This is a genomic window from Stenotrophomonas sp. STEN147, from assembly GCF_056757995.1.
Window position 1 is genome coordinate 43916 of sequence record NZ_JBRRCG010000005.1, and the last position, 17917, is coordinate 61832.

Annotated in this window: 15 protein-coding genes; 6 read left to right on the forward strand and 9 right to left on the reverse strand. The window is 67.2% G+C overall.

The window, feature by feature from the left end:
• Positions 1–4: 4 nt before the first annotated feature.
• Positions 5–616, reverse strand: a complete 612-nt coding sequence (locus ACVOKU_RS07385; RefSeq protein ID WP_049458515.1) for a superoxide dismutase — start codon at positions 614–616, stop codon at positions 5–7.
• Positions 617–834: 218 nt separating this feature from the next.
• Here ACVOKU_RS07385 and ACVOKU_RS07390 point away from each other — a divergent pair, with 218 nt between their 5' ends.
• Positions 835–1293 carry a guanyl-specific ribonuclease gene (locus ACVOKU_RS07390; protein WP_053516903.1) on the forward strand — a complete coding sequence of 153 codons (459 nt, stop codon included), beginning with the start codon at positions 835–837 and terminating at the stop codon, positions 1291–1293.
• Complete coding sequence (locus ACVOKU_RS07395; RefSeq protein WP_065175478.1) at positions 1290–1703, forward strand: barstar family protein; 414 nt, start codon at positions 1290–1292, stop codon at positions 1701–1703. The genes ACVOKU_RS07390 and ACVOKU_RS07395 overlap by 4 nt, the downstream gene beginning before the upstream one ends.
• A 121-nt stretch (positions 1704–1824) precedes the next feature.
• Here the strand turns inward: ACVOKU_RS07395 and ACVOKU_RS07400 are convergent, their stop codons facing one another.
• Both ACVOKU_RS07400 and ACVOKU_RS07405 read right to left on the reverse strand, forming a co-directional pair.
• Complete coding sequence (locus ACVOKU_RS07400; protein ID WP_481559531.1) at positions 1825–3585, reverse strand: hypothetical protein; 1761 nt, start codon at positions 3583–3585, stop codon at positions 1825–1827.
• Positions 3586–3595: 10 nt separating this feature from the next.
• Complete coding sequence (locus ACVOKU_RS07405; protein ID WP_065175480.1) at positions 3596–4195, reverse strand: NfuA family Fe-S biogenesis protein; 600 nt, start codon at positions 4193–4195, stop codon at positions 3596–3598.
• Between the two features lie 90 nt (positions 4196–4285).
• Here ACVOKU_RS07405 and ACVOKU_RS07410 point away from each other — a divergent pair, with 90 nt between their 5' ends.
• The 3 genes from ACVOKU_RS07410 (at position 4286) to zupT (ending at position 5952) form a co-directional block, all read left to right on the forward strand.
• Positions 4286–4636: a 4a-hydroxytetrahydrobiopterin dehydratase gene (locus ACVOKU_RS07410; protein WP_065181954.1), complete on the forward strand. Its 351-nt coding sequence runs from the start codon at positions 4286–4288 to the stop codon at positions 4634–4636.
• On the forward strand, positions 4633–5046 hold the full coding sequence (locus ACVOKU_RS07415; RefSeq protein WP_053516898.1) for an energy transducer TonB: 414 nt from the start codon (positions 4633–4635) through the stop codon (positions 5044–5046). Before ACVOKU_RS07410 ends, ACVOKU_RS07415 begins: the two co-directional genes overlap by 4 nt.
• A gap of 96 nt (positions 5047–5142) precedes the next feature.
• A complete protein-coding gene (zupT, locus tag ACVOKU_RS07420) occupies positions 5143–5952 on the forward strand; it encodes a zinc transporter ZupT (RefSeq protein WP_111186415.1) in 810 nt (269 codons plus the stop codon).
• Between the two features lie 148 nt (positions 5953–6100).
• Here the strand turns inward: zupT and ACVOKU_RS07425 are convergent, their stop codons facing one another.
• Complete coding sequence (locus ACVOKU_RS07425) at positions 6101–7075, reverse strand: RluA family pseudouridine synthase (protein ID WP_481559532.1); 975 nt, start codon at positions 7073–7075, stop codon at positions 6101–6103.
• 408 nt (positions 7076–7483) lie between these two features.
• Here ACVOKU_RS07425 and rne point away from each other — a divergent pair, with 408 nt between their 5' ends.
• Positions 7484–10714: a ribonuclease E gene (rne, locus tag ACVOKU_RS07430; protein ID WP_481559533.1), complete on the forward strand. Its 3231-nt coding sequence runs from the start codon at positions 7484–7486 to the stop codon at positions 10712–10714.
• Positions 10715–10825: 111 nt separating this feature from the next.
• On the opposite strand, the gene ACVOKU_RS07435 is transcribed toward rne, so the two are convergent.
• Genes ACVOKU_RS07435 through ACVOKU_RS07455 form a run of 5 tightly spaced genes read right to left on the reverse strand, consistent with a single transcriptional unit; the run spans position 10826 to position 17910 of the window.
• Entirely contained in the window at positions 10826–11710 is an 885-nt protein-coding gene (locus ACVOKU_RS07435; protein WP_481559534.1) for an endonuclease/exonuclease/phosphatase family protein, read from the reverse strand.
• Positions 11711–11712: 2 nt separating this feature from the next.
• On the reverse strand, positions 11713–14880 hold the full coding sequence (locus ACVOKU_RS07440) for a discoidin domain-containing protein (RefSeq protein ID WP_481559535.1): 3168 nt from the start codon (positions 14878–14880) through the stop codon (positions 11713–11715).
• Positions 14877–15713, reverse strand: coding sequence for a carbohydrate ABC transporter permease (locus tag ACVOKU_RS07445; RefSeq protein WP_053516890.1), 837 nt, complete (start codon positions 15711–15713; stop codon positions 14877–14879). Before ACVOKU_RS07445 ends, ACVOKU_RS07440 begins: the two co-directional genes overlap by 4 nt.
• The gene (locus ACVOKU_RS07450; protein WP_065175483.1) at positions 15710–16591 is read right to left on the reverse strand and encodes a carbohydrate ABC transporter permease; all 882 of its coding nucleotides are present in this window, start codon (positions 16589–16591) and stop codon (positions 15710–15712) included. Before ACVOKU_RS07450 ends, ACVOKU_RS07445 begins: the two co-directional genes overlap by 4 nt.
• The gene (locus ACVOKU_RS07455; protein ID WP_481559536.1) at positions 16588–17910 is read right to left on the reverse strand and encodes a sugar ABC transporter substrate-binding protein; all 1323 of its coding nucleotides are present in this window, start codon (positions 17908–17910) and stop codon (positions 16588–16590) included. The genes ACVOKU_RS07450 and ACVOKU_RS07455 overlap by 4 nt, the downstream gene beginning before the upstream one ends.
• Positions 17911–17917: the final 7 nt, after the last annotated feature.

Genomic DNA, 17917 nt, shown 5'->3' on the forward strand with positions numbered 1-17917 from the left:
GCCTTCAGGCGATCGCGTCCTGGTAACGGCGCTCGACTTCGTTCCAGTCGATGACGTTGAAGAACGCGCCGATGTATTCCGGACGACGGTTCTGGTACTTCAGGTAGTACGCGTGCTCCCACACGTCCAGACCGAGGATGGGCGTGTTGCCTTCCATCAGCGGGCTGTCCTGGTTGCCGGTGCTTTCCACCACGACCTTCTTGTCGGGGGTGACGCTCAACCATGCCCAGCCGCTGCCGAAGCGGGTCAGCGCCGCCTTGGTGAAGGCGTCCTTGAACTTGTCGAAACCGCCCAGGTCCTTGTCGATGGCCTTGGCCACGTCGCCCACCGGGTTGCCGCCCGCGTTCGGCGCCATCACCGTCCAGAACAGCGAGTGGTTGGCATGGCCACCGCCGTTGTTGCGCACCGGGCCCTGCAGGTTCTCCGGCAGCGACTTCAGCTTCTTCACCAGCTCTTCCACCGGCAGGTCAGCGTACTCGGTACCTTCCAGCGCCGCGTTGACGTTGTTGATGTAGGTCTGGTGATGCTTGGTGTGATGGATCTCCATCGTCGCCGCGTCGATATGCGGCTCCAGCGCGTCGTAGGCGTAGGACAGCTTGGGCAGGGTATAGGCCATGATGCATCTCCTGATTGCGAGGGCACCCGACGGTGTCGGGTGTAGCGCGGTGAATGATGGGGACAGACCACTAGATTACCAAGGGGGATGTAAAGGAAATTGCGTCCTGCCGGTGAGCATGCCGGCAATTGTTACGCAGCGGTGACGCGGCGGTTCCTCATGCAGCGTGCAGCGCACAGGCGCTACAGTGCATGCACCACCCTCACCCGTTCGTGCCCATGCGCAACCCCCGGCTGCTGATCACTGCCATCGCCCTGCTGCTGCTCGGCCTGGTCGTCAACCACGTCATGCAGCGGCCGCCGGCACCGCAGTTCGCGCCGGACCTGCAGGGCGCTCCGGCCCGGAGTGCCCCGACCCCGGCACACGGCGATGGCGCACGCAGCGGCCTGCCCGCCTTCCTTCCCGCCGAAGCACGCCAGACCATCACCCTGATCCAGCGGGGCGGGCCCTTCCCGCACCGCCAGGATGGCAGCACCTTCGGCAACCGCGAGCAGCGCCTGCCGCAGCGACCGCGTGGCTACTACCGCGAGTACACGGTCGACACCCCCGGTGCGGGCAACCGGGGGGCACGCCGCATCGTCACGGGCGGCGATCCAGCAGAGGCGTGGTACTACACCGATGACCATTACGGCTCATTCCGCAGCTTCACCGTTCCATCCCCCGGAGACGCTCGATGAGCCACGATGATTTCGGCCTCGGCCTGCACGACATCAACAACGCCGGCGTGTATGCCATCGACAGCGCGGACATCGGCGCGCTTGCCGCGGCCATGCGCGATGCCGGCCTGAAGGTGATCCGCATCGATCTGGAGGGCGTGACCGACAAGCGCACCCTGCTGGCGCGGCTGTCCGCGCAGCTGGACTTCCCGGCCGGTTTCGGCGGCAACTGGGATGCCCTGTCGGACAATCTTCGCGACCTGCAGTGGCTGCCGGCCAGCGGTTATGCGCTGTTCCTGGCGGATGTCGACGCGCTGCGCGCTGGCGCAGCCAAGGATTTCGACACCCTGCTCGACGTGCTGGACGAAGCCAGCCGGGATTGGGTCGGCCGCGACGTGCCGTTCTGGGTGTTCCTGTCACAGAGCGAGTAAAGGGGCGACGCCGACCAAGGCCGGCCGCCCGCAATGGTTCCGGCGAAGAGCCCCCTTGTTGTTCAAAGGGGGCGCGCAAACGGCGCGGGGATAAGGAAACATGCGTGGACAATGGGAGCCGCTAGCGGCTCCCATTGTCTTCCTGCAGTTCCTTCTTGAACGGGATATCCGGCGGCGGCCGGGCCACGGCCGGCTGGTCCTGCATGTTCGGGTCGGTCAGGCCGCAGCCGCCACCCGCCTGCAGAATGGAGATGACGCAGGAAATCCGGGTGCTGGTGCCGGGAAGCGGAATCTCCATCGCCTTGACGCCCTTGCGCACCCACTCGGCCAGCAGCGACTCCTGCGGCACCCAGTATTTGTCGAACGAGGTGGGCGTGTAGTCGTAGGGCGGTCGCTTCAGCCATGTCCCCGACTGGGCGATGCGTTCCTTGCTCCAGCCGTCGTTGTCCCCCCCGGGAGCGCCGCGCTCCGCATTGCCGGGGCCGTCCTGCCCCGGTACCCGCACGCTGCCGTCGGCGTTGAACAGGCCGTTGCCCCGGCCCGCGCTGCTCGCCTGCGCGGCGCCGCTGCGGGCGCCATCACGAGTGCGATCGGAGGCCCCCCAGTCGTCGCCCCGGGCCGGCGTAGCCCAGTTGCCCGGGGTCGGCGTCGGGCGGGCACCGGCCTGTGCCGGTGTCGTGGCGGCGGCTGATGGGCGCGCCGCGGGACTGCTCACCGCAGCCGCGCTGCCCTGGGCTGCGGGGGCGGAGGTTGCCGCACTGCCACTGGAAGGCGCAGGCGAAGCGACCGGTGCAGACGCCACCTCACGTTCGCGCACCTGCACGTCGCGGCCTGCGGGCGCCCGTACTGCAGGCTCACGGCCTGCGATCGGCGCCATCCGCACCTGCGGATCGACAACCGCCTGCACTTCGCGTTCGCGCACCTGCACATCCTGCTGCGGAACGCGGATCGGTACTTCCGCTGCGCGCACCGCCGGAGCCACGACGGGCGTCTCCACGATGGCTACCTCACGTTCCTGCACCTGCGTCTGGCGGATCTGCGGCACCCTCACCTGCACATCCGGCGTGCGCAGCGCTTGCGGTGTGGGCGGCGCCTCCAGCGGCTGCACGCTGCGCTCGCGCACGCTGGGCGTTCTGTCGCGCGGCACGATGCTCACTTCGGTGCGCGGCACGCTGACCGGCGGCACCACGAAATCGGTCGTGGCCTGCGCCACGTCGGTCGCCTGGACCGGCGAAGGCGGCGGCGTGGCCGGTGGGGCCGGCTCGGTCGGCATGGCTTGCGGAGGCGTACTGGCGGCAGCGGGGGCCGCAGCAGCGGATGGCTGCGGGCGCGCCGCGACCGGTCGCGGCTGCGGCGCAGTTGCCGATCCTGCCGCGTCTCCTGCAGCCGTGCGCCCAGCTGCAGCCGCGGTAGCCGATTCGGCGCCGGGCTGGTCGCCTCCGCCCTCCTGGCTGGCGCGGCCGACAAACTCGATCTGCACGCGCTCACCGTCGGAACCCTGCTCGGCGGGCGCCGACGTGCGGATTACCGCCACCCACAGCAGCAGCAGGAAGAACAGCAGGTGCAGCAATGCACTGGCGACGGCCGACGTCCAGCGCATCCAGCGCTGGTCACGCGGCGCCGGCTCCCAGTCCTGCCACAACAGGCGCCGCAGCGCCTGCCAGCGGGGCAGCGCCGGCAGCGTCCCGGGGCGTCCCGGCAGAGGCCTGGGCAGCAGCACCGCGATCACCTCGCGGGCATGGAACGGGCGTGGCAACGGGCTCAGCGAGCGCAGCCACAGCGCCCAGCCATAAGGCAGGCGCGTGTTCTTCTCCAGGATGATCGGTTGCTGCTGGCGCGCCAGCAGCAGGTCGATGAGTTGCTCGGCTCTGGGCAGAGGCACGCGTCGGCGATCAGGCGGCGTTGCCGCGCGGAATGTACGGTGCGTGGCCGCTGTCGTGGTCGGTCGCGTCGCGCACTGCGGTCACGCCGGGCACCCGGCCCATCAAGGTCTTTTCGATGCCCTGCTTGAGGGTCACATCGGCCATGCCACAGCCCTGGCAGCCACCACCGAAACGCAGCAGCACCACGCCCTCGGCCGAGACTTCCTGCACTGCGACCTTGCCGCCATGGGAGGCGAGCTGTGGATTGATTTCATTCTCCACCACCCAGTGCACGCGCTCGACCAGCGAAGCGGCCTCCCCGGGCGCTTCGCCCTTGATGCGCGGCGCCTTGATGGTCAACTGCTGGGCACCTGCCGCGCCAGCCACGATGTCGATCTCCGCGCCATCGAGCCAGCCGACGCTGCCGGCGTCGACATACAGGGTGAACCCGTCGCAGTCCACGGCCCACTCGTCGCCGTGCAGGTCCGAGGGTTCGGCGAATTCCAACCGCGCATCGGCACGCGGAGTGCCGGGATCGACCGCGCTCAGGCGTACGCCCATGCCGGGCGCGCCCTCGCGTTCGATCAGCTTGCGGAAATGGGTCTGGGCAGTGTCGGAGATCTGGATCATCAGGCTATTCTAGCCAAGTAAGTGTCAACCGCTCATTCGGTTTATACACCGTCCGGCGCATTGTTCAGTCAACACGAGGTGGAGATTCCCATGGCCGACCTGATTCCACTGGCCCAGGCCCGTTGCGTGCCGCGCAAAGGCAGCGACCACAAGCTGGGCGAGGCCCGCCTGGCCGAGCTGCTGCCGCAGATTCCCGGCTGGGAACTGACCGAAGGCGGCCAGGCGCTGCTGCGCACCTTCCGCTTCAAGGACTACTACGCCACCATGGCCTTTGTGAATGCACTGGCCTGGATCGCCCACCACGAGGATCACCACCCGGACCTGGGCGTGCACTACGACCGCGCCGTGGTGCGCTATTCGACCCACGACGTCGGCGGCCTGAGCGAGAACGACTTCATCTGCGCGGCCAAGACATCGGCCCTCACGGAGCAACTGCCATGAATGTGCGAGTGCTGAGCCTGTCCCTGATCGCTGTGACCGGCCTCGCCGGCTGTGGCGCCTCCGAGCCGTCGCCGCCCGTGCCGCCGCCGACCGAGGTGGCTGCGGTGAAGACGCCGCCACCGCAGTACCCGCTCGAGCTGGCCTGTACCGGTACAGGCGGCACCAGCACATTCAAGGTGACCATCGGCACCGACGGCAAGCCCAGCGAAGTGACCCTGCTGAGCGGCGCGGGCAACCCGCAGCTGGATGAGCTGGCCAGGAATGCCGTGCAGGGCTGGCAATTCAAGGCCGCCACCCGCAATGGCCAGGCCGTGCCCGCCACCATCCAGGTACCGGTCAGCTTCAACCCGCCGCAGCCGAAGCCGGACCAGTGTTTCGCGGTGGAAGAGCGCCTGCGCCGCGGCGGCTGACCGCACACCATGACGAGGCCAGCCGACGCCCGCCTCGCCCTTGCCGCCCCGGCAGTGCCCGGGGCGGTTGTCTGTTGACCAGGACCGCGTCGGTACATGCTGCAGATCCCCCCCGAAAACATCTGGATCGCGCTGGCGGTCACCCTCGCGGCCGGCCTGGCGACCGCCATCGGCAGCCTGCTGGTGCTGTTCTCGCGCCGCCCCAACCCGCGCCTGCTGGCGTTCGGCCTGGCCTTCGCCGGCGGCGCGATGGTCTACGTGTCGCTGTCGGAGATCCTCAACAAGTCCATCGCGTCGTTCGCTCTGGCCTATGGCGAGCGCACCGGCTTCACCTACGGCACGCTGGCGTTCCTGGCCGGTGTGATCGTGATCGTGCTGATCGATCACTTCATTCCCAATCCGCACGACAGCCTGGACAAGCAGGACCCTGCGTTCCGCGAGAACAGCCGCGAGTACCTGAAGCGCGTCGCGCTGCTGACCTCGGTGGCGATCACCGCACACAATTTCCCGGAAGGGCTGGCGACCTTCTTCGCTACGCTGGAAAGCCCGTCGGTGGGCATGCCGCTGGCCTTCGCCATCGCCATCCACAACATTCCCGAGGGCATCGCAATCGCGGTCCCGGTGTACTTCGCCACCCAGAACAAGCTCTATGCGTTCGGCGCCAGCCTGCTGTCGGGCCTGGCCGAGCCGGTGGGGGCCATGCTGGGCTACTGGCTGCTGTCCGGATCGCTGTCGCACGCCACGTTCGGCTGGGTGTTCGGCCTGATCGCCGGCGTGATGGTGTTCCTGGCCCTGGATGAACTGCTGCCGGCGGCCAAGCGCTATGCCAAGGGTCACGAAACGGTGTACGGCCTGGTTGCAGGCATGGGAACGCTGGCGGTCAGCCTGGTGCTGTTCAAGTGGTGAGCGGGTTGCGGCCAACGGGCTGAGCCCCATCGCGGCTGGCGGCGTGCTTCTTTGATTACTCTCTTTGCACGAGCAAAGAAAGCGACAAGCCCACTCATCGCAGGGAAGCGACGGTGCCGACCAAGCACCCGGCGCCGCCGAACCGCCGTCAGCGCAGGCGGTCCAGCGCCTCGACCAACTCATCCGCCAGCGGAGCGTTCAGCACGTAGGGGGTCTTGCCGTCGTCCAGCGCGAACTCCAGCGAGGCCGCGTGCAGGAACAACCGCTTCAGGCCGATCTGCTCACGAAGCCGCTTGTTCACCGCAGGATCGCCGTACTTGTCGTCACCGGCCACCGCATGCCCCAGATGCTGGGCGTGCACCCGGATCTGGTGGGTCCGGCCGGTCTCGATGCGCACCTCGCAATAGGAGTGGCCCCCACGCCGCTCCAGCACACGGAAATGACTGATCGATTCCTTGCCGATCGCATTGACCTGGACATGTCGCTCACCGCCCTGGCGCAGGCCAACGTGCAGCGGCGCGTCCACCGTCATCACCCCGTCGGGCATGCGTCCGGCCAGCAGGGTCAGGTAACGCTTGCGGATGCCGGCGCCATGGTCTTCACGCAGCAGCGCCTGCAGCTCGCTCAGCGCAGACCGCTTCTTGGCCACCACCAGCAGGCCCGACGTATCGCGGTCGAGACGGTGGACCAGTTCCAGCGTCTGGCCCGGGCGCAGGGCGCGCAGGGTCTCGATGGCCCCGAAGCTGATCCCGCTGCCGCCATGACTGGCCACGCCCGAGGGTTTGTTCAGCGCCAGCAGCCGTGCGTCCTCGAAGACGATGGCCTGTTCCAGACGGCGCATGAACGACTCGGGAGGGCCAGTTTTGTCTCCCTCCTCGGTGAGACGGACCGGCGGCACCCGCACCTCGTCGCCCGCCTCCAGCTTGCGCTCGGCCTTGGCGCGGCCGCCATTGACCCGCACCTGCCCGCTGCGCACCAGCTTGTAGACCAGACTGCGCGGGGCCCCTTTCAGCTGGCCGAGCAGGAAATTATCCAGGCGCTGGCCGGCGCGGTCGGCGGGAACGGTGATCATGCGCACGGATGGCTTGTCGCCAGCTGGCTTGGTGGGGTCTTGGGCGGTCATCAGGCTGTTTATTCTGTTACACTCGGGGGGCGAGATAAGGGATTGATTTCGTTGGAAGTTACTCAGGGCCAGAAGCCCAGCTTCCGACGAATCCGGCACAGTGCGCGACCACCGCCCGCGGGGCGGCCATGTTAGCGGCTCACCGGCCTTCCCGGCCATCGCCGGATGCCTGACACGCAACCGTGCTGAACATGTCCCGCGTGGCGCTCCAGCCTGGCTGACAGCTGCCTGCGGCCCTGCAACACCCCAAAAACCATATGAGTGAAGCGCTCCCGCGGCCTGCCGTGGTGTCGTAGCGCTGGAAACCCAAGCCCCCCTCCCCGCGCTTGCGCGAATGGGGGGCGAGCCGTATCCAGAGGCGAAACCCCATGGCGTTCCGCGCGGTAGCCGCTTGCGAGGAACGCAACAATGAAGCGAATGCTGATCAACGCCACGCAGGCTGAAGAGCTGCGTGTTGCCATCGTGGATGGCCAGTCGTTGTATGACATCGACATCGAGCAGCCGTCGAAGGAACAGAAGAAGTCCAACATCTACAAGGGCCGGATCTTCCGCATCGAGCCCTCGCTGGAAGCCGCCTTCGTCGAATATGGCGGTGGCCGCCATGGCTTCCTGCCGCTGAAGGAAATCTCCCGCGACTACTTCCAGGCCGGTGTCGACCACAACAAGGCCGGCATCCGCGAGCTGCTCAAGGAAGGCCAGGAAGTGGTGGTCCAGGTCGACAAGGAAGAGCGTGGCAACAAGGGCGCCGCCCTGACCACGTTCATCTCCCTGGCCGGCCGCTACATGGTGCTGATGCCGAACTCGCCAAGTGCCGGCGGCGTCTCCCGCCGCATCGAGGGCGAAGACCGGGCTGCCCTGAAGGACGCACTGGACAAGCTGAACATTCCCGACGACATGGGCGTGATCATCCGTACCGCCGGCGTCGGCCGCGATGCGGAAGAGCTGCAGTGGGATCTGGACTACCTGCTCAGCGTCTGGCGGGCGATCGCCGAGGCGGCGCTGAGCAAGCCGGCCCCGTTCCTGATCTACCAGGAATCGCGCCTGATCGTGCGCGCCCTGCGTGACTACCTGCGCGCCGACATCGGCGAGATCCTGGTGGACACCGAGGAGATGTACGAGCACGCCAGGGAGTTCATGCAGCAGGTGATGCCGCAGACCCTGCGCAAGCTCAAGCATTACAAGGACGACATCCCGCTGTTCAACCGCTTCCAGATCGAATCGCAGATCGAAGGCGCCTACGAGCGCAATGTGCGCCTACCGTCGGGCGGCTCGATCGTGGTCGACCAGACCGAAGCACTGACCGCCGTCGACGTGAACTCCTCGCGCGCGACCAAGGGCAGCGACATCGAGGACACCGCCTTCCAGACCAATCTGGAAGCGGCCGAGGAAGTGGCCCGCCAGCTGCGCCTGCGCGATCTGGGCGGCCTGGTGGTGATCGACTTCATCGACATGTCCTCCAACAAGCATCAGCGCGAGGTCGAGAACCGCCTGGCCAACGCGCTGAAGTACGACCGCGCACGCGTGCAGGTCGGCCGCATCTCGCGCTTCGGCCTGCTGGAAATGAGCCGCCAGCGCCTGCGCCCGAGCCTGGGCGAATCGAGCCAGATCGTCTGCCCGCGCTGTGATGGCCACGGCCGCATGCGCAGCGTCGAGTCGCTGTCGCTGTCGATCATCCGCGTGGCCGAAGAGCACGCGATGAAGGAGAACACCGGGCAGGTGCTGGTGCAGGCGCCGGTGGAGATCGCCAATTACCTGCTGAACGAGAAGCGCAGCGCGCTGCGCGAAATCGAACAGCGCCATGAAGCGCCGATCGTGATCGTCGCCGACGAGCAGTTGCATACCCCGCACTACACGGTCACCCGCCTGCGTGAGAACGAACTGGGCGAGGAAAGCAGCCGTCCGAGCTACCAGCGTGGCACTCCGCGCAAGCTGCCTGTGCACGCCCTCACCAAGGGCCAGCTGAACATCCCGCCGCCGGTGGTGACCCAGGTCAAGCACACCTCCCCCGCCCCGGTGCGTGAGGAAGTGGAGCCGGCTGCAGCGGCACCCGCGCCGGTGGTGGCTGCGCCCGCCGCCCCGTCGACCGGCGGTGGCGTGATCGGTTGGATCAAGCGCGTGTTCGGTGGTGAGCCGGCACCCGCCCCGGCGCCGCCGGCCGCCCGCCAGCCGCAGCAGGACGGTGGCCGCAGGGAGCGCAACAAGGATCGCAACAAGGACCGCAAGGACCGTCGCGACGACAATCGCGGCAACGGCAATGCGCAGCAGCAGAAGGAGGGCGGCAACCGCAAGGATCGCGGCGAACAGCGCAAGGACGGCCGTCAGGGTGGCAATGGCAACACGAACGGCAACGGCCAGCCGCAGGGCAAGCAGAAGGACGGCCAGCAGCCGCAGCAGCAGAACAAGCCGCGCAACGAGCAGCAGGGCCAGAACCCGCAGCAGCAGCCGAAGCTCAAGCAGCCGAAGCAGCCGCGTCCGCAGCAGGACGGCGACAAGCCGGCCGAGAAGCCGCAGCGTGGTGCCGCAGAAGCCCAGACCGACACGGCGACGGCGTCCGCTGCAGTGGCGGCCAGTGCCATCACCGCTGCTGCGGTGACCGCGCGGGAGGCTACGGCGCCGGTCGCGGCGGTGGTCGCACAGCCGCCGGTCGAAACCGCGGCGCCGGCCGAAGTCGCGCCTGTCACCGCCGTTGAAGGTGACGCCACTGCCGCGACGGGCGAAGAGGCACCTGCCGACACCACGGGCGAGCAGGCCGGCGAAGGCGCGACCCGCCGTCGTCGTGGTCGTCGTGGTGGCCGCCGCCGCCGCCGTGGTGGCGCCGAGAATGCGGCCGGCACCGATCCGCTGGGCGAAGACCAGGATGACGGTGACGAAGGCGATGACGCCGACAGCACCGACAGCGCCGAGCCGCGTGTCGACCACGCTGCCGGGTCAGCACCGGTTGCAGCCACCCAGCCCGCCCGCTCGCAGCCGGAGTTCGACTTCGATGATGACGTCGAGCCGTCCATCGTCGAAGGCGAGAAGCCGACCCGCGTTGCGGCTGCCGTGGCCGCCGCACCGGCCGCCGTGGTCAGCAGCGCCGTGGTTGAAGCCGCCGCCCCGGTGACCGCCGCGCCTCCGGCACCGGTCGAGACGGCTGCCAAGGCAGAACCGGCGCCATCGCCGGTGCAGACCAGCATGCTCGACGCCATCGACGCCGCAACACCCGCACAGCCCGTGGTGGCGGCAACCCCGTCGGCGGACGCCGCACCGGTGATCGAAGCAACGCCGGTGGTGGCCGAAGCGGCCCCTGTGGTGGACGTGAAGCCGGTCGTGGTCGAGCCTGCACCCGTCGTGGAGTCGAAGCCGGAGGCTGTTGAGGCAGCGCCCGTGCCTGAAACCGCGCCGGTGGCCGTTGAGGCTGCCCCGATGGTTGAAGTGAAGCCGGTCGTCGAGCCTGTCGTGGTTGCCGAAGCCCCGGTCGCACCGGTGGCCGTGGAAGCCCCGCCGGTGGACGCCCCTGCGCCGGTCGCCGATGCCGTCGTGACGCCGACCCTCGACCCGGTCGCGGATGGCCATGCCGACGCTGCCGCCCAGGCGGCCGACGCCAAGGCCGACGAAGAGGACGAAGAGGCCGCCAAGCGCACGCCGCCGGCCAACTGACCGCTCGTTGATCGGGTGACAGCAGAACGGCGGGGATCGATGATCCCCGCCGTTTCTGTTTGTGCATCGGGCTGTATCGTGCCGACCGGGGATAGGCCGCTGGGTCGTTGTTCAGGGTTTCGGGGCGAACTGCAATCGCGTCCAGACGCCGTAATGATCCGAAGCCCAGCGGCCGCTGTCATCCGGCTGGTCGAACAGCAGCCTGGCCTCACGCGCAACCAGCTGATCCTGCTGGAAGAAGATGTGATCGATCCGCGAGGGCGCCGGGTAGTAATGCCGGTTGAGGGTGCTGACAGCCGCGAGGTCGGTGTTCACATGCACGCTGCCATAGCTGTCGCCATAGTGGCTGCGCAGCTCGCTCAGGTCACCCGCATCGACCAGTGCATTGAAGTCGCCGGCGATCACCACCGGCGCGCCGTCCGACGTTGCGGCGATGAAGCGCAGCAGATCCTCCACCTGCGTCCGCCGGATGCGCTTGCCGCTTTCATCGCTGCGCTCATTGAGATGGGTTGCATAGAGGTTGACTGGCCGGCCCTCCACCTCGATGCGCAGGTGGGCCACGGTGCGATAGTCGTCCAGCGGCAGCAGCAGGTGCTCGCCCTGGGCGAGGATCGGCTGTCGCGTCAACAGTGCGTTGCCGTAGCGCTTGGGCGCGCCGACCGGATCGGTGGACACGAACACGTATCGGTAGCCCAGCTGGCTGGCGAGCCATTGCGCCTGGTTGCGCACGTTGCGCCGCTGGATCACTTCCTGCAGCGCGATGGCATCAGGTTGCAGGCGCTTGAGTTCTGCCAGGATGGTACGACGCCGGCTGGGCCAGTCCTCGCGGTCGTGGTGCAGGTTGAAGGTGACCATGCCCATGCCAGGCGCGTGGGCCGATGCGTCCCCATCGTCCGCCGGTGGTACGTCCGCCATCGCCGCGGCAGGCAGCGCCAGCGCGATCGCCATGCCCAGTGCGCACGCTGCCGCGCGCGCACGCCATGCCTTCCTACCCATGCTTACTGTCCCTTGCGCTCGGAGCGACGCACTGCCGCCGGCACTTCGATCTCGACGCGGGCAGGCAGTTCGTGCACATGCAGTTCGCGGTCGACCCATTCACCCGGCGCGCCATTGATGGTGGCGTCACCCGGTTCACCCGCGTAGGGCCACGGAAGTACCACGCCTCCAGCCGGTGGTACCAGGCCGGGCTGCACCTCCAGCACCAGCAGCTTGTCACTGCGCCGCAACCGATAGTTCAACTGCCCCTGCGGCGTACGCAGGCCCTGCACCGCGATGCCCTCACCCTGCAGCCAGGCCGTTGGAACGCCGCCGGCCAACACCAGTGACTCATCCATGTCGCGGCTATAGGCGAACATGTCCAGCGCCGAGCGCACGAAATCCGACGCGACCCATGCATGCGGCAGGTCGCCGACGAAGAACGGCTTGCGCGGTGTCCGCGAGACCACTTCCGCCCATTGGTTCCATGCCGGCGGGGCACGGTCCTTGAAGAAGAACTCGGTCGCCTGCCAGGCGCGGTCGCGCCAGCCCAGGCGCACGAAGGCGGCGACGTTGCGCCACTCATACGGCGTGTAGTCCTTCCATTCGCGCTTGCCATCGCGACGCGCGACGAATTCCTTCCAGTAACGCTCGAAGGTTGCTTCCAGGGCCTGCTGCGGCAGCCGGCCCTGCTCGCCCCCGGGCGCCAGCGCGATGGTCGTCGATGTCGCATCGAAATCGCCCAGCTCGGCCGAGCCAGGCAGGTAATCGATGTTGTGCTGCTGCATGGCCGACAGCAGCGATGCCTGCAGGTCGTCGCGGAACTGATCGCGTGACTCGGCGATCTGCATCGCCTCCACCTTGCCCAGTTGCGTCGCCAGCAGCGCAGCGTCCTTGTAGCCACGCAGCGCCCAGAAGTTGTCCCAGTACGAATGCATCGGCTTGGCCGAGTAACCTTCGTGGCTGATCGAGGCCGGCATCATCCCGTAGAAGGCCGGGTTGCGTGCACGGTTCTCCTCGGTGCGCTCGCTGGCACGCAGCTGCTCCATGTACTGGTAGGCCCCCTGCACGTGCGGCCACATCAGTTCCATGAACGTGCTGTCGCCGGTGTAGCGGCCATACTCGGCGATGTTGTAGATCAACTCACCATGGCTGTCGTTCTCCGGCACCGGGTCGCTGCCACGTGCGTCGACGCAGCACGGCACCTTGCCATTCTCGAACTGGAACGGCGCATACCAGTTGAGGTAGTCACGCACCGCGTCGCTGCGGCCCATGCGCAGCAACCCCTCGGAGATCATCGCGCCGTCGCGGATCCAGCTGCGCGCATACGAGCGCGTGCCCGGCTGCAGGCTGGGCCCGACGCGCGAGATCAGCATGTGCGCTACCGCGGTGCGCAGCGTATCGACCATCGGCTGGCCCGCCTTCGGAACCTGCAGCGACACCACGCCGAGCTTGGCACGCCACATGTCGGCAACCTGCTGCTGCGCCTTTGCCACGTCCACAGCCTGCGGCGCCCAGCCACCGGTCTGCGGCAGCACCACCGCCACTTCGCGGCTTTGCCCGGGTTCCAGGGTGATCGTGTACAGCAGCGCGCCCGACGCCATGCCGGTGCTGTCCTTCACCGCGGTCGTCGCCGGCAGCTTGCCCGAGGCGAGGTGCATGGCATCGAGCTTGCCATCGAAAGAGGTGGCAAAACGCGCATCAGGTACCTGCAGCGGGTAGATGCGTGGCTCGCCATTGATGCGGACCAGCTGCTCGCCGACGTCGAGGCTGTCGATGCGGCTGAAGCCGCCGGTGGTGTTGAGGAACTGGGTTGGCGGATTGACCTGCCAGGGGCGGATGGCCAACGCCAGCGTGTACTCGTGGGCCACCTTGTCCGGATTGCTCAGGCGGTAGCGACCGATCAGCTGCGCACGCTCGGGCGTGCCCTGCACGAATCCGGTGACCGCCAGCCCCACCTTCTCATGCACCCAGTCGACATTGGCGATGGGCAGGTAGCGATCCTGCAGCGACTGGGTGATGGCCACATCACTCCAGGCGATCAGCTTGCCATCCAGGCGGACGAACGGCTCGATGCTGAAGCTGCCCTTGGCAGGCTCCAGCGCACCGTCTTCGCTGATCAGCGCCTGTTGCTGGCCGCCATCCAGACCCAGCAGGGTCCAGTACGGCTGTTCGCCCACGAACGCGCGCGGTACCGCACCGCGTGGGAGATCAGCGGCAACCGACGACAGGAATGCATTGGGCGTGGCTGCGAAGTCCAGTGGCTTGAGCGTGATGTCACGGATGCCATAGCGCCAGTTCGGACCTCCCTGCAGGTCGAAGCGCACATAGCGCGCATCGGTATCCGGCAGCGCCAGCCAGTCACGGCCACCGCCACCGGCGGTCACTTCGCGTGCCATGCGCCAGTCGCGTCCGTCCACGGACGTGCGCACGGTGTAGCGGGTCGCCTGCAGGTCCGGCAGCCAGTCGATCACCGCACCGCCGATCTCGCGGCTCTTGTGCAGGTCCAGGCTGATGGTCTGCTGCTTCACCCCACCGCTGATCCAGAAGGTATCGCTCTTGCCGTCCACCATCCGGTCCTGCAGCGCCGTGGCGGTGTCGGCAATCACCTCCGGCCGCAGCGGCGATTCGTCCCGTGCGGGCAGGCCCTGCAGGGTCAGCCTGTCGAAGCACACCGTGCCGCGTCCGCCGACCTTGCTGTAGATCGTGAACTCGACTGCGGCGCTGCGCGCCATTTCCTTCTCCGGCGACGGCCCCCACGCCTTGTCGATCTGCCGACGCCGGTACTCGACCGGCGTCCACGACCTGGGAAAACTGTAACCGGGGCGGTTGACCCACCACACGTTGTCACCGCTGGCGTCGATCAGCTTGAACTGCAGATCATTGGCCGGTGAATCACCGCGCAGCTGGAAGCCGAAGCGGTAGTTGACCGGATACTCGACCGCCAGCGCGCGACGGATGCCGACGTAACCCGATACGTTGTGGAAGTCGTAATCCAGGCACAGCGCGCGGCCGCCACCCGCGCCGCTGACCGGGCGCAGCGAGCCGCTGACCTGGTCGGACAGCACCAGCTTCCAGGCACTGACATCGTCGAAGTCGTCCAGCACCTTCGGCGCCGGCAGCGCCGGAGGGGCGGCGATCGCCAGGGAGGTCCACAACAGGCCCAGTCCAACGGCGATCGCACCCTTCATCCCTTCACGCTCCCCAGCAACAATCCTTGGATGTAGTACCGCTGCAGCACCAGGAACAGTGCCAGCACCGGAACCACGGTAACCACCGCGCCGGCCATCATCATTTCCACGTCCATGATGTGTTCGCGCGAGAGGGTGGCCAGGGCCACCGGCAAAGTGTAGTGCTCCTGATCGGTCAACACGATCAGCGGCCACATGAAATCGTTCCATGCGCCCATGAAGGTGAAGATCGCCAGGGTCACCAGCACCGGCTTGAGCATCGGCAGCACGATCTGGAAGAAGATGCGCAGCTCCCCTGCCCCGTCGATGCGCGCGGCCTCCAGCAGTTCGTCCGGGATCGACCGCGCGTACTGCCGCACCAGGAAGATGCCGAACACGCTCGCCAGCGCCGGCACGATCACGCCACCGAAGCTGTTGACCAGCCCCAGCTGCTTCATCAGCAGGAACAGCGGCAGCATCGCCACCTGGGCGGGAATGACCAGCGCCGCCATCAACACCTGGAACAGGCGCTCACGGCCAACGAAATTCAGCTTGGCGAACGCATAGCCGGCCATCGTATTGAGCAGCAGCGAGCCCAGCGTGATCGCCAGCGACACCAGCAGGCTGTTGGCGAAATTGCCGCCCATGCCGGTACGCGCGAACAGCTCGTGGTAGTTGTGGGTGGTCACCTGCGAGGGCAACAGCGGAGGCGGGAAATGGCTGGCCTCGCCCTGCGGCATGAACGAGACCGAGACCATCCACAGCAGCGGTGCAAGGCTGACCAGGGCCAGCACCAGCAACGCGCCGTTGATCCACCACGGATGCCAGCGCGACTGGCCGATTTCACGACTCATACCAACTGCCTCCTGCGGCCAAAGCGCAGCATCACGGTGGTCACCGCCAGGATGATCAGGAACAGCAGGAATGCCACCGCGGAGGCGCGTCCCAGGTTCCACCACTTGAAGCCTTCCTCGAACATGAAATACAGCACGCTGACCGTGCTCTGCAGCGGGTCGCCACGCGTCATCACGTAAGGCTCGGCGAACAGCTGGAAGTAGCCGGAGACGGTGATCACTCCGACCACGAGCAGCACCGGGCCGAGCATGGGCAGGGTGATGTGCAGGAACTGCTTCCAGCGCGAGGCACCGTCGATCCGCGCCGCTTCGTACAGATCATGCGGGATCGCCTGCAGGCCGGCCAGGAAGATCACCATGTTGTAGCCGAAGTTCTTCCACACCGCGAACAGCATGATGGTGGGCATCGCCCAGTTCGGGTCGCCCAGCCAGTCGATCGGGCTGATGCCCAGATGGCCCAGGCCGTAGTTGACCAGGCCGTAGCTGGTATGGAACAGGTAGCGCCAGATCACCGCCACCGCCACCAGCGTGGTCACCACCGGCGCGAACAGCGCGGTGCGGAACAGCGCCTTGAAACGCGCGGCAGGCGCGTTCAGCAGCATCGCCGCGCCCAGTGACACACCGATCGACAGCGGCACACCGATCAGCACGAAGTAGCTGGTGTTCCACAGCGACTTCCAGAACATCGGCGTCTGCAGCAGGTCGATGTAGTTGCCGAGGCCGACGAAACGCAGGTTGCTGCTGTCGGCCAATGCGTACAGGTCGAAGTCGGTGACGCTGAGCGCCAGCGCCGAGGCGACCGGCAGGCCGAAGAACACCCCCAGCACGATCAGCGAGGGGCCTGCGAAGATCCATCCGGCCAGCGAAGTTCGTTTCATTGCGCGCTCCCATCGGCCAGGGTGCTGCTTGAACGCGTCGGCGAAGGCGCGCGCTCCTGCAGGCGTTGTTGTTCATGCATCCAGCGACGCTTGGCCAGCACCTTGTCCACGCGCTGGTCCAGCTCGGCCACGGCGTCGTCCTGAGGCATCCCGCCGCGCACCACCTTTTCGGTGACGATGCGCATTTCCTGCACGATGCGCTCCCACTCAAGCACCTTGGGCGTCGGGCTGACCCGCTCCAGCTGGTCGCGGAACGCCGCCGCCAGCGGATCACCGGCCAGGGACGGTGCATCCCAGGCACTGCGACGCGGCGGCAGATCACCGATGATCGAATGGAAACGGGCCTGGATTTCCGGGCGCGACAGGAACTCGATCAGCTTCCAGGAGGCTTCCTTCTGCTGCGATTTGCGGAAGATCACCAGGCTGGTACCGCCGGCGATGCCCGCACCGGGGCCATCCGGGCCCGGCAACGCCGCGGTGCCCCACTGCCCTTCCAGCGCCTTCGGCTGCAGCTTCTTGAACTCGCGGATGTTCCAGGGGCCGGAGATGTAGAACACGTTGAAGCCGCGGAAGAATTCATCCCAGACATTGGAGATCTGCGTCTCGGACATCTTCGGCGCCCAGCCCTGCTCGAACATGTTGGCGTAGAAGGCCAGCGTGCGGCGGAAGCCCGGGCTGGAGAAGTTGCCACGGGTATCGTCGTCGCGCAGCAGCGGATCGGGTTGCTGCAGCGCCAGCGACAGCTGCTGCTCGAACTCGTTGATCGGCATCAGCACGGCATACCGGTTCGGGCCCTGCATGCGCTTGATCGCCGCCATCTGTTCGTTCCACTCCTGCCAGGTCCGCGGCGGGTGGTCGTATCCGGCCTTGGCCAGCAGGTCCTTGCGGTAATAGATCAGGCGGGTATCGACGTACCACGGCACGCCCACCAGCTCGCCATGGATCACGTTGGTATCCCAGATGCCCTGGAAGTAATCCTTCGGATCGACCACCGCCGAGCGCTGCACGAACGGTTGCAGCGGCGTCAGCGCATCGAGCTCGGCGAATTCGGGAACCCAGGTGTTGCCCAGCTGGCAGACATCGGGCAGGCCATCGGCGGCGAACGCGGTGAGCAGCTTCTCGTGCGCCGCGGTCCATGGGATGTTCTGCACATCCACCTTGATGCCGGGATTCTCGGCCTCGAATTCGTGGATCAGCTCGCTGACCACTTCCGCTTCGCGCCCCATCGCCCAGAAGCGCACGGTGGTGGTGCCCGGTTCGGTACGGGCGCAGCCCGCCACGACCAGCGCGGCCAGGGCCGGCAGCGCCCAACAGCGCATGCGATGG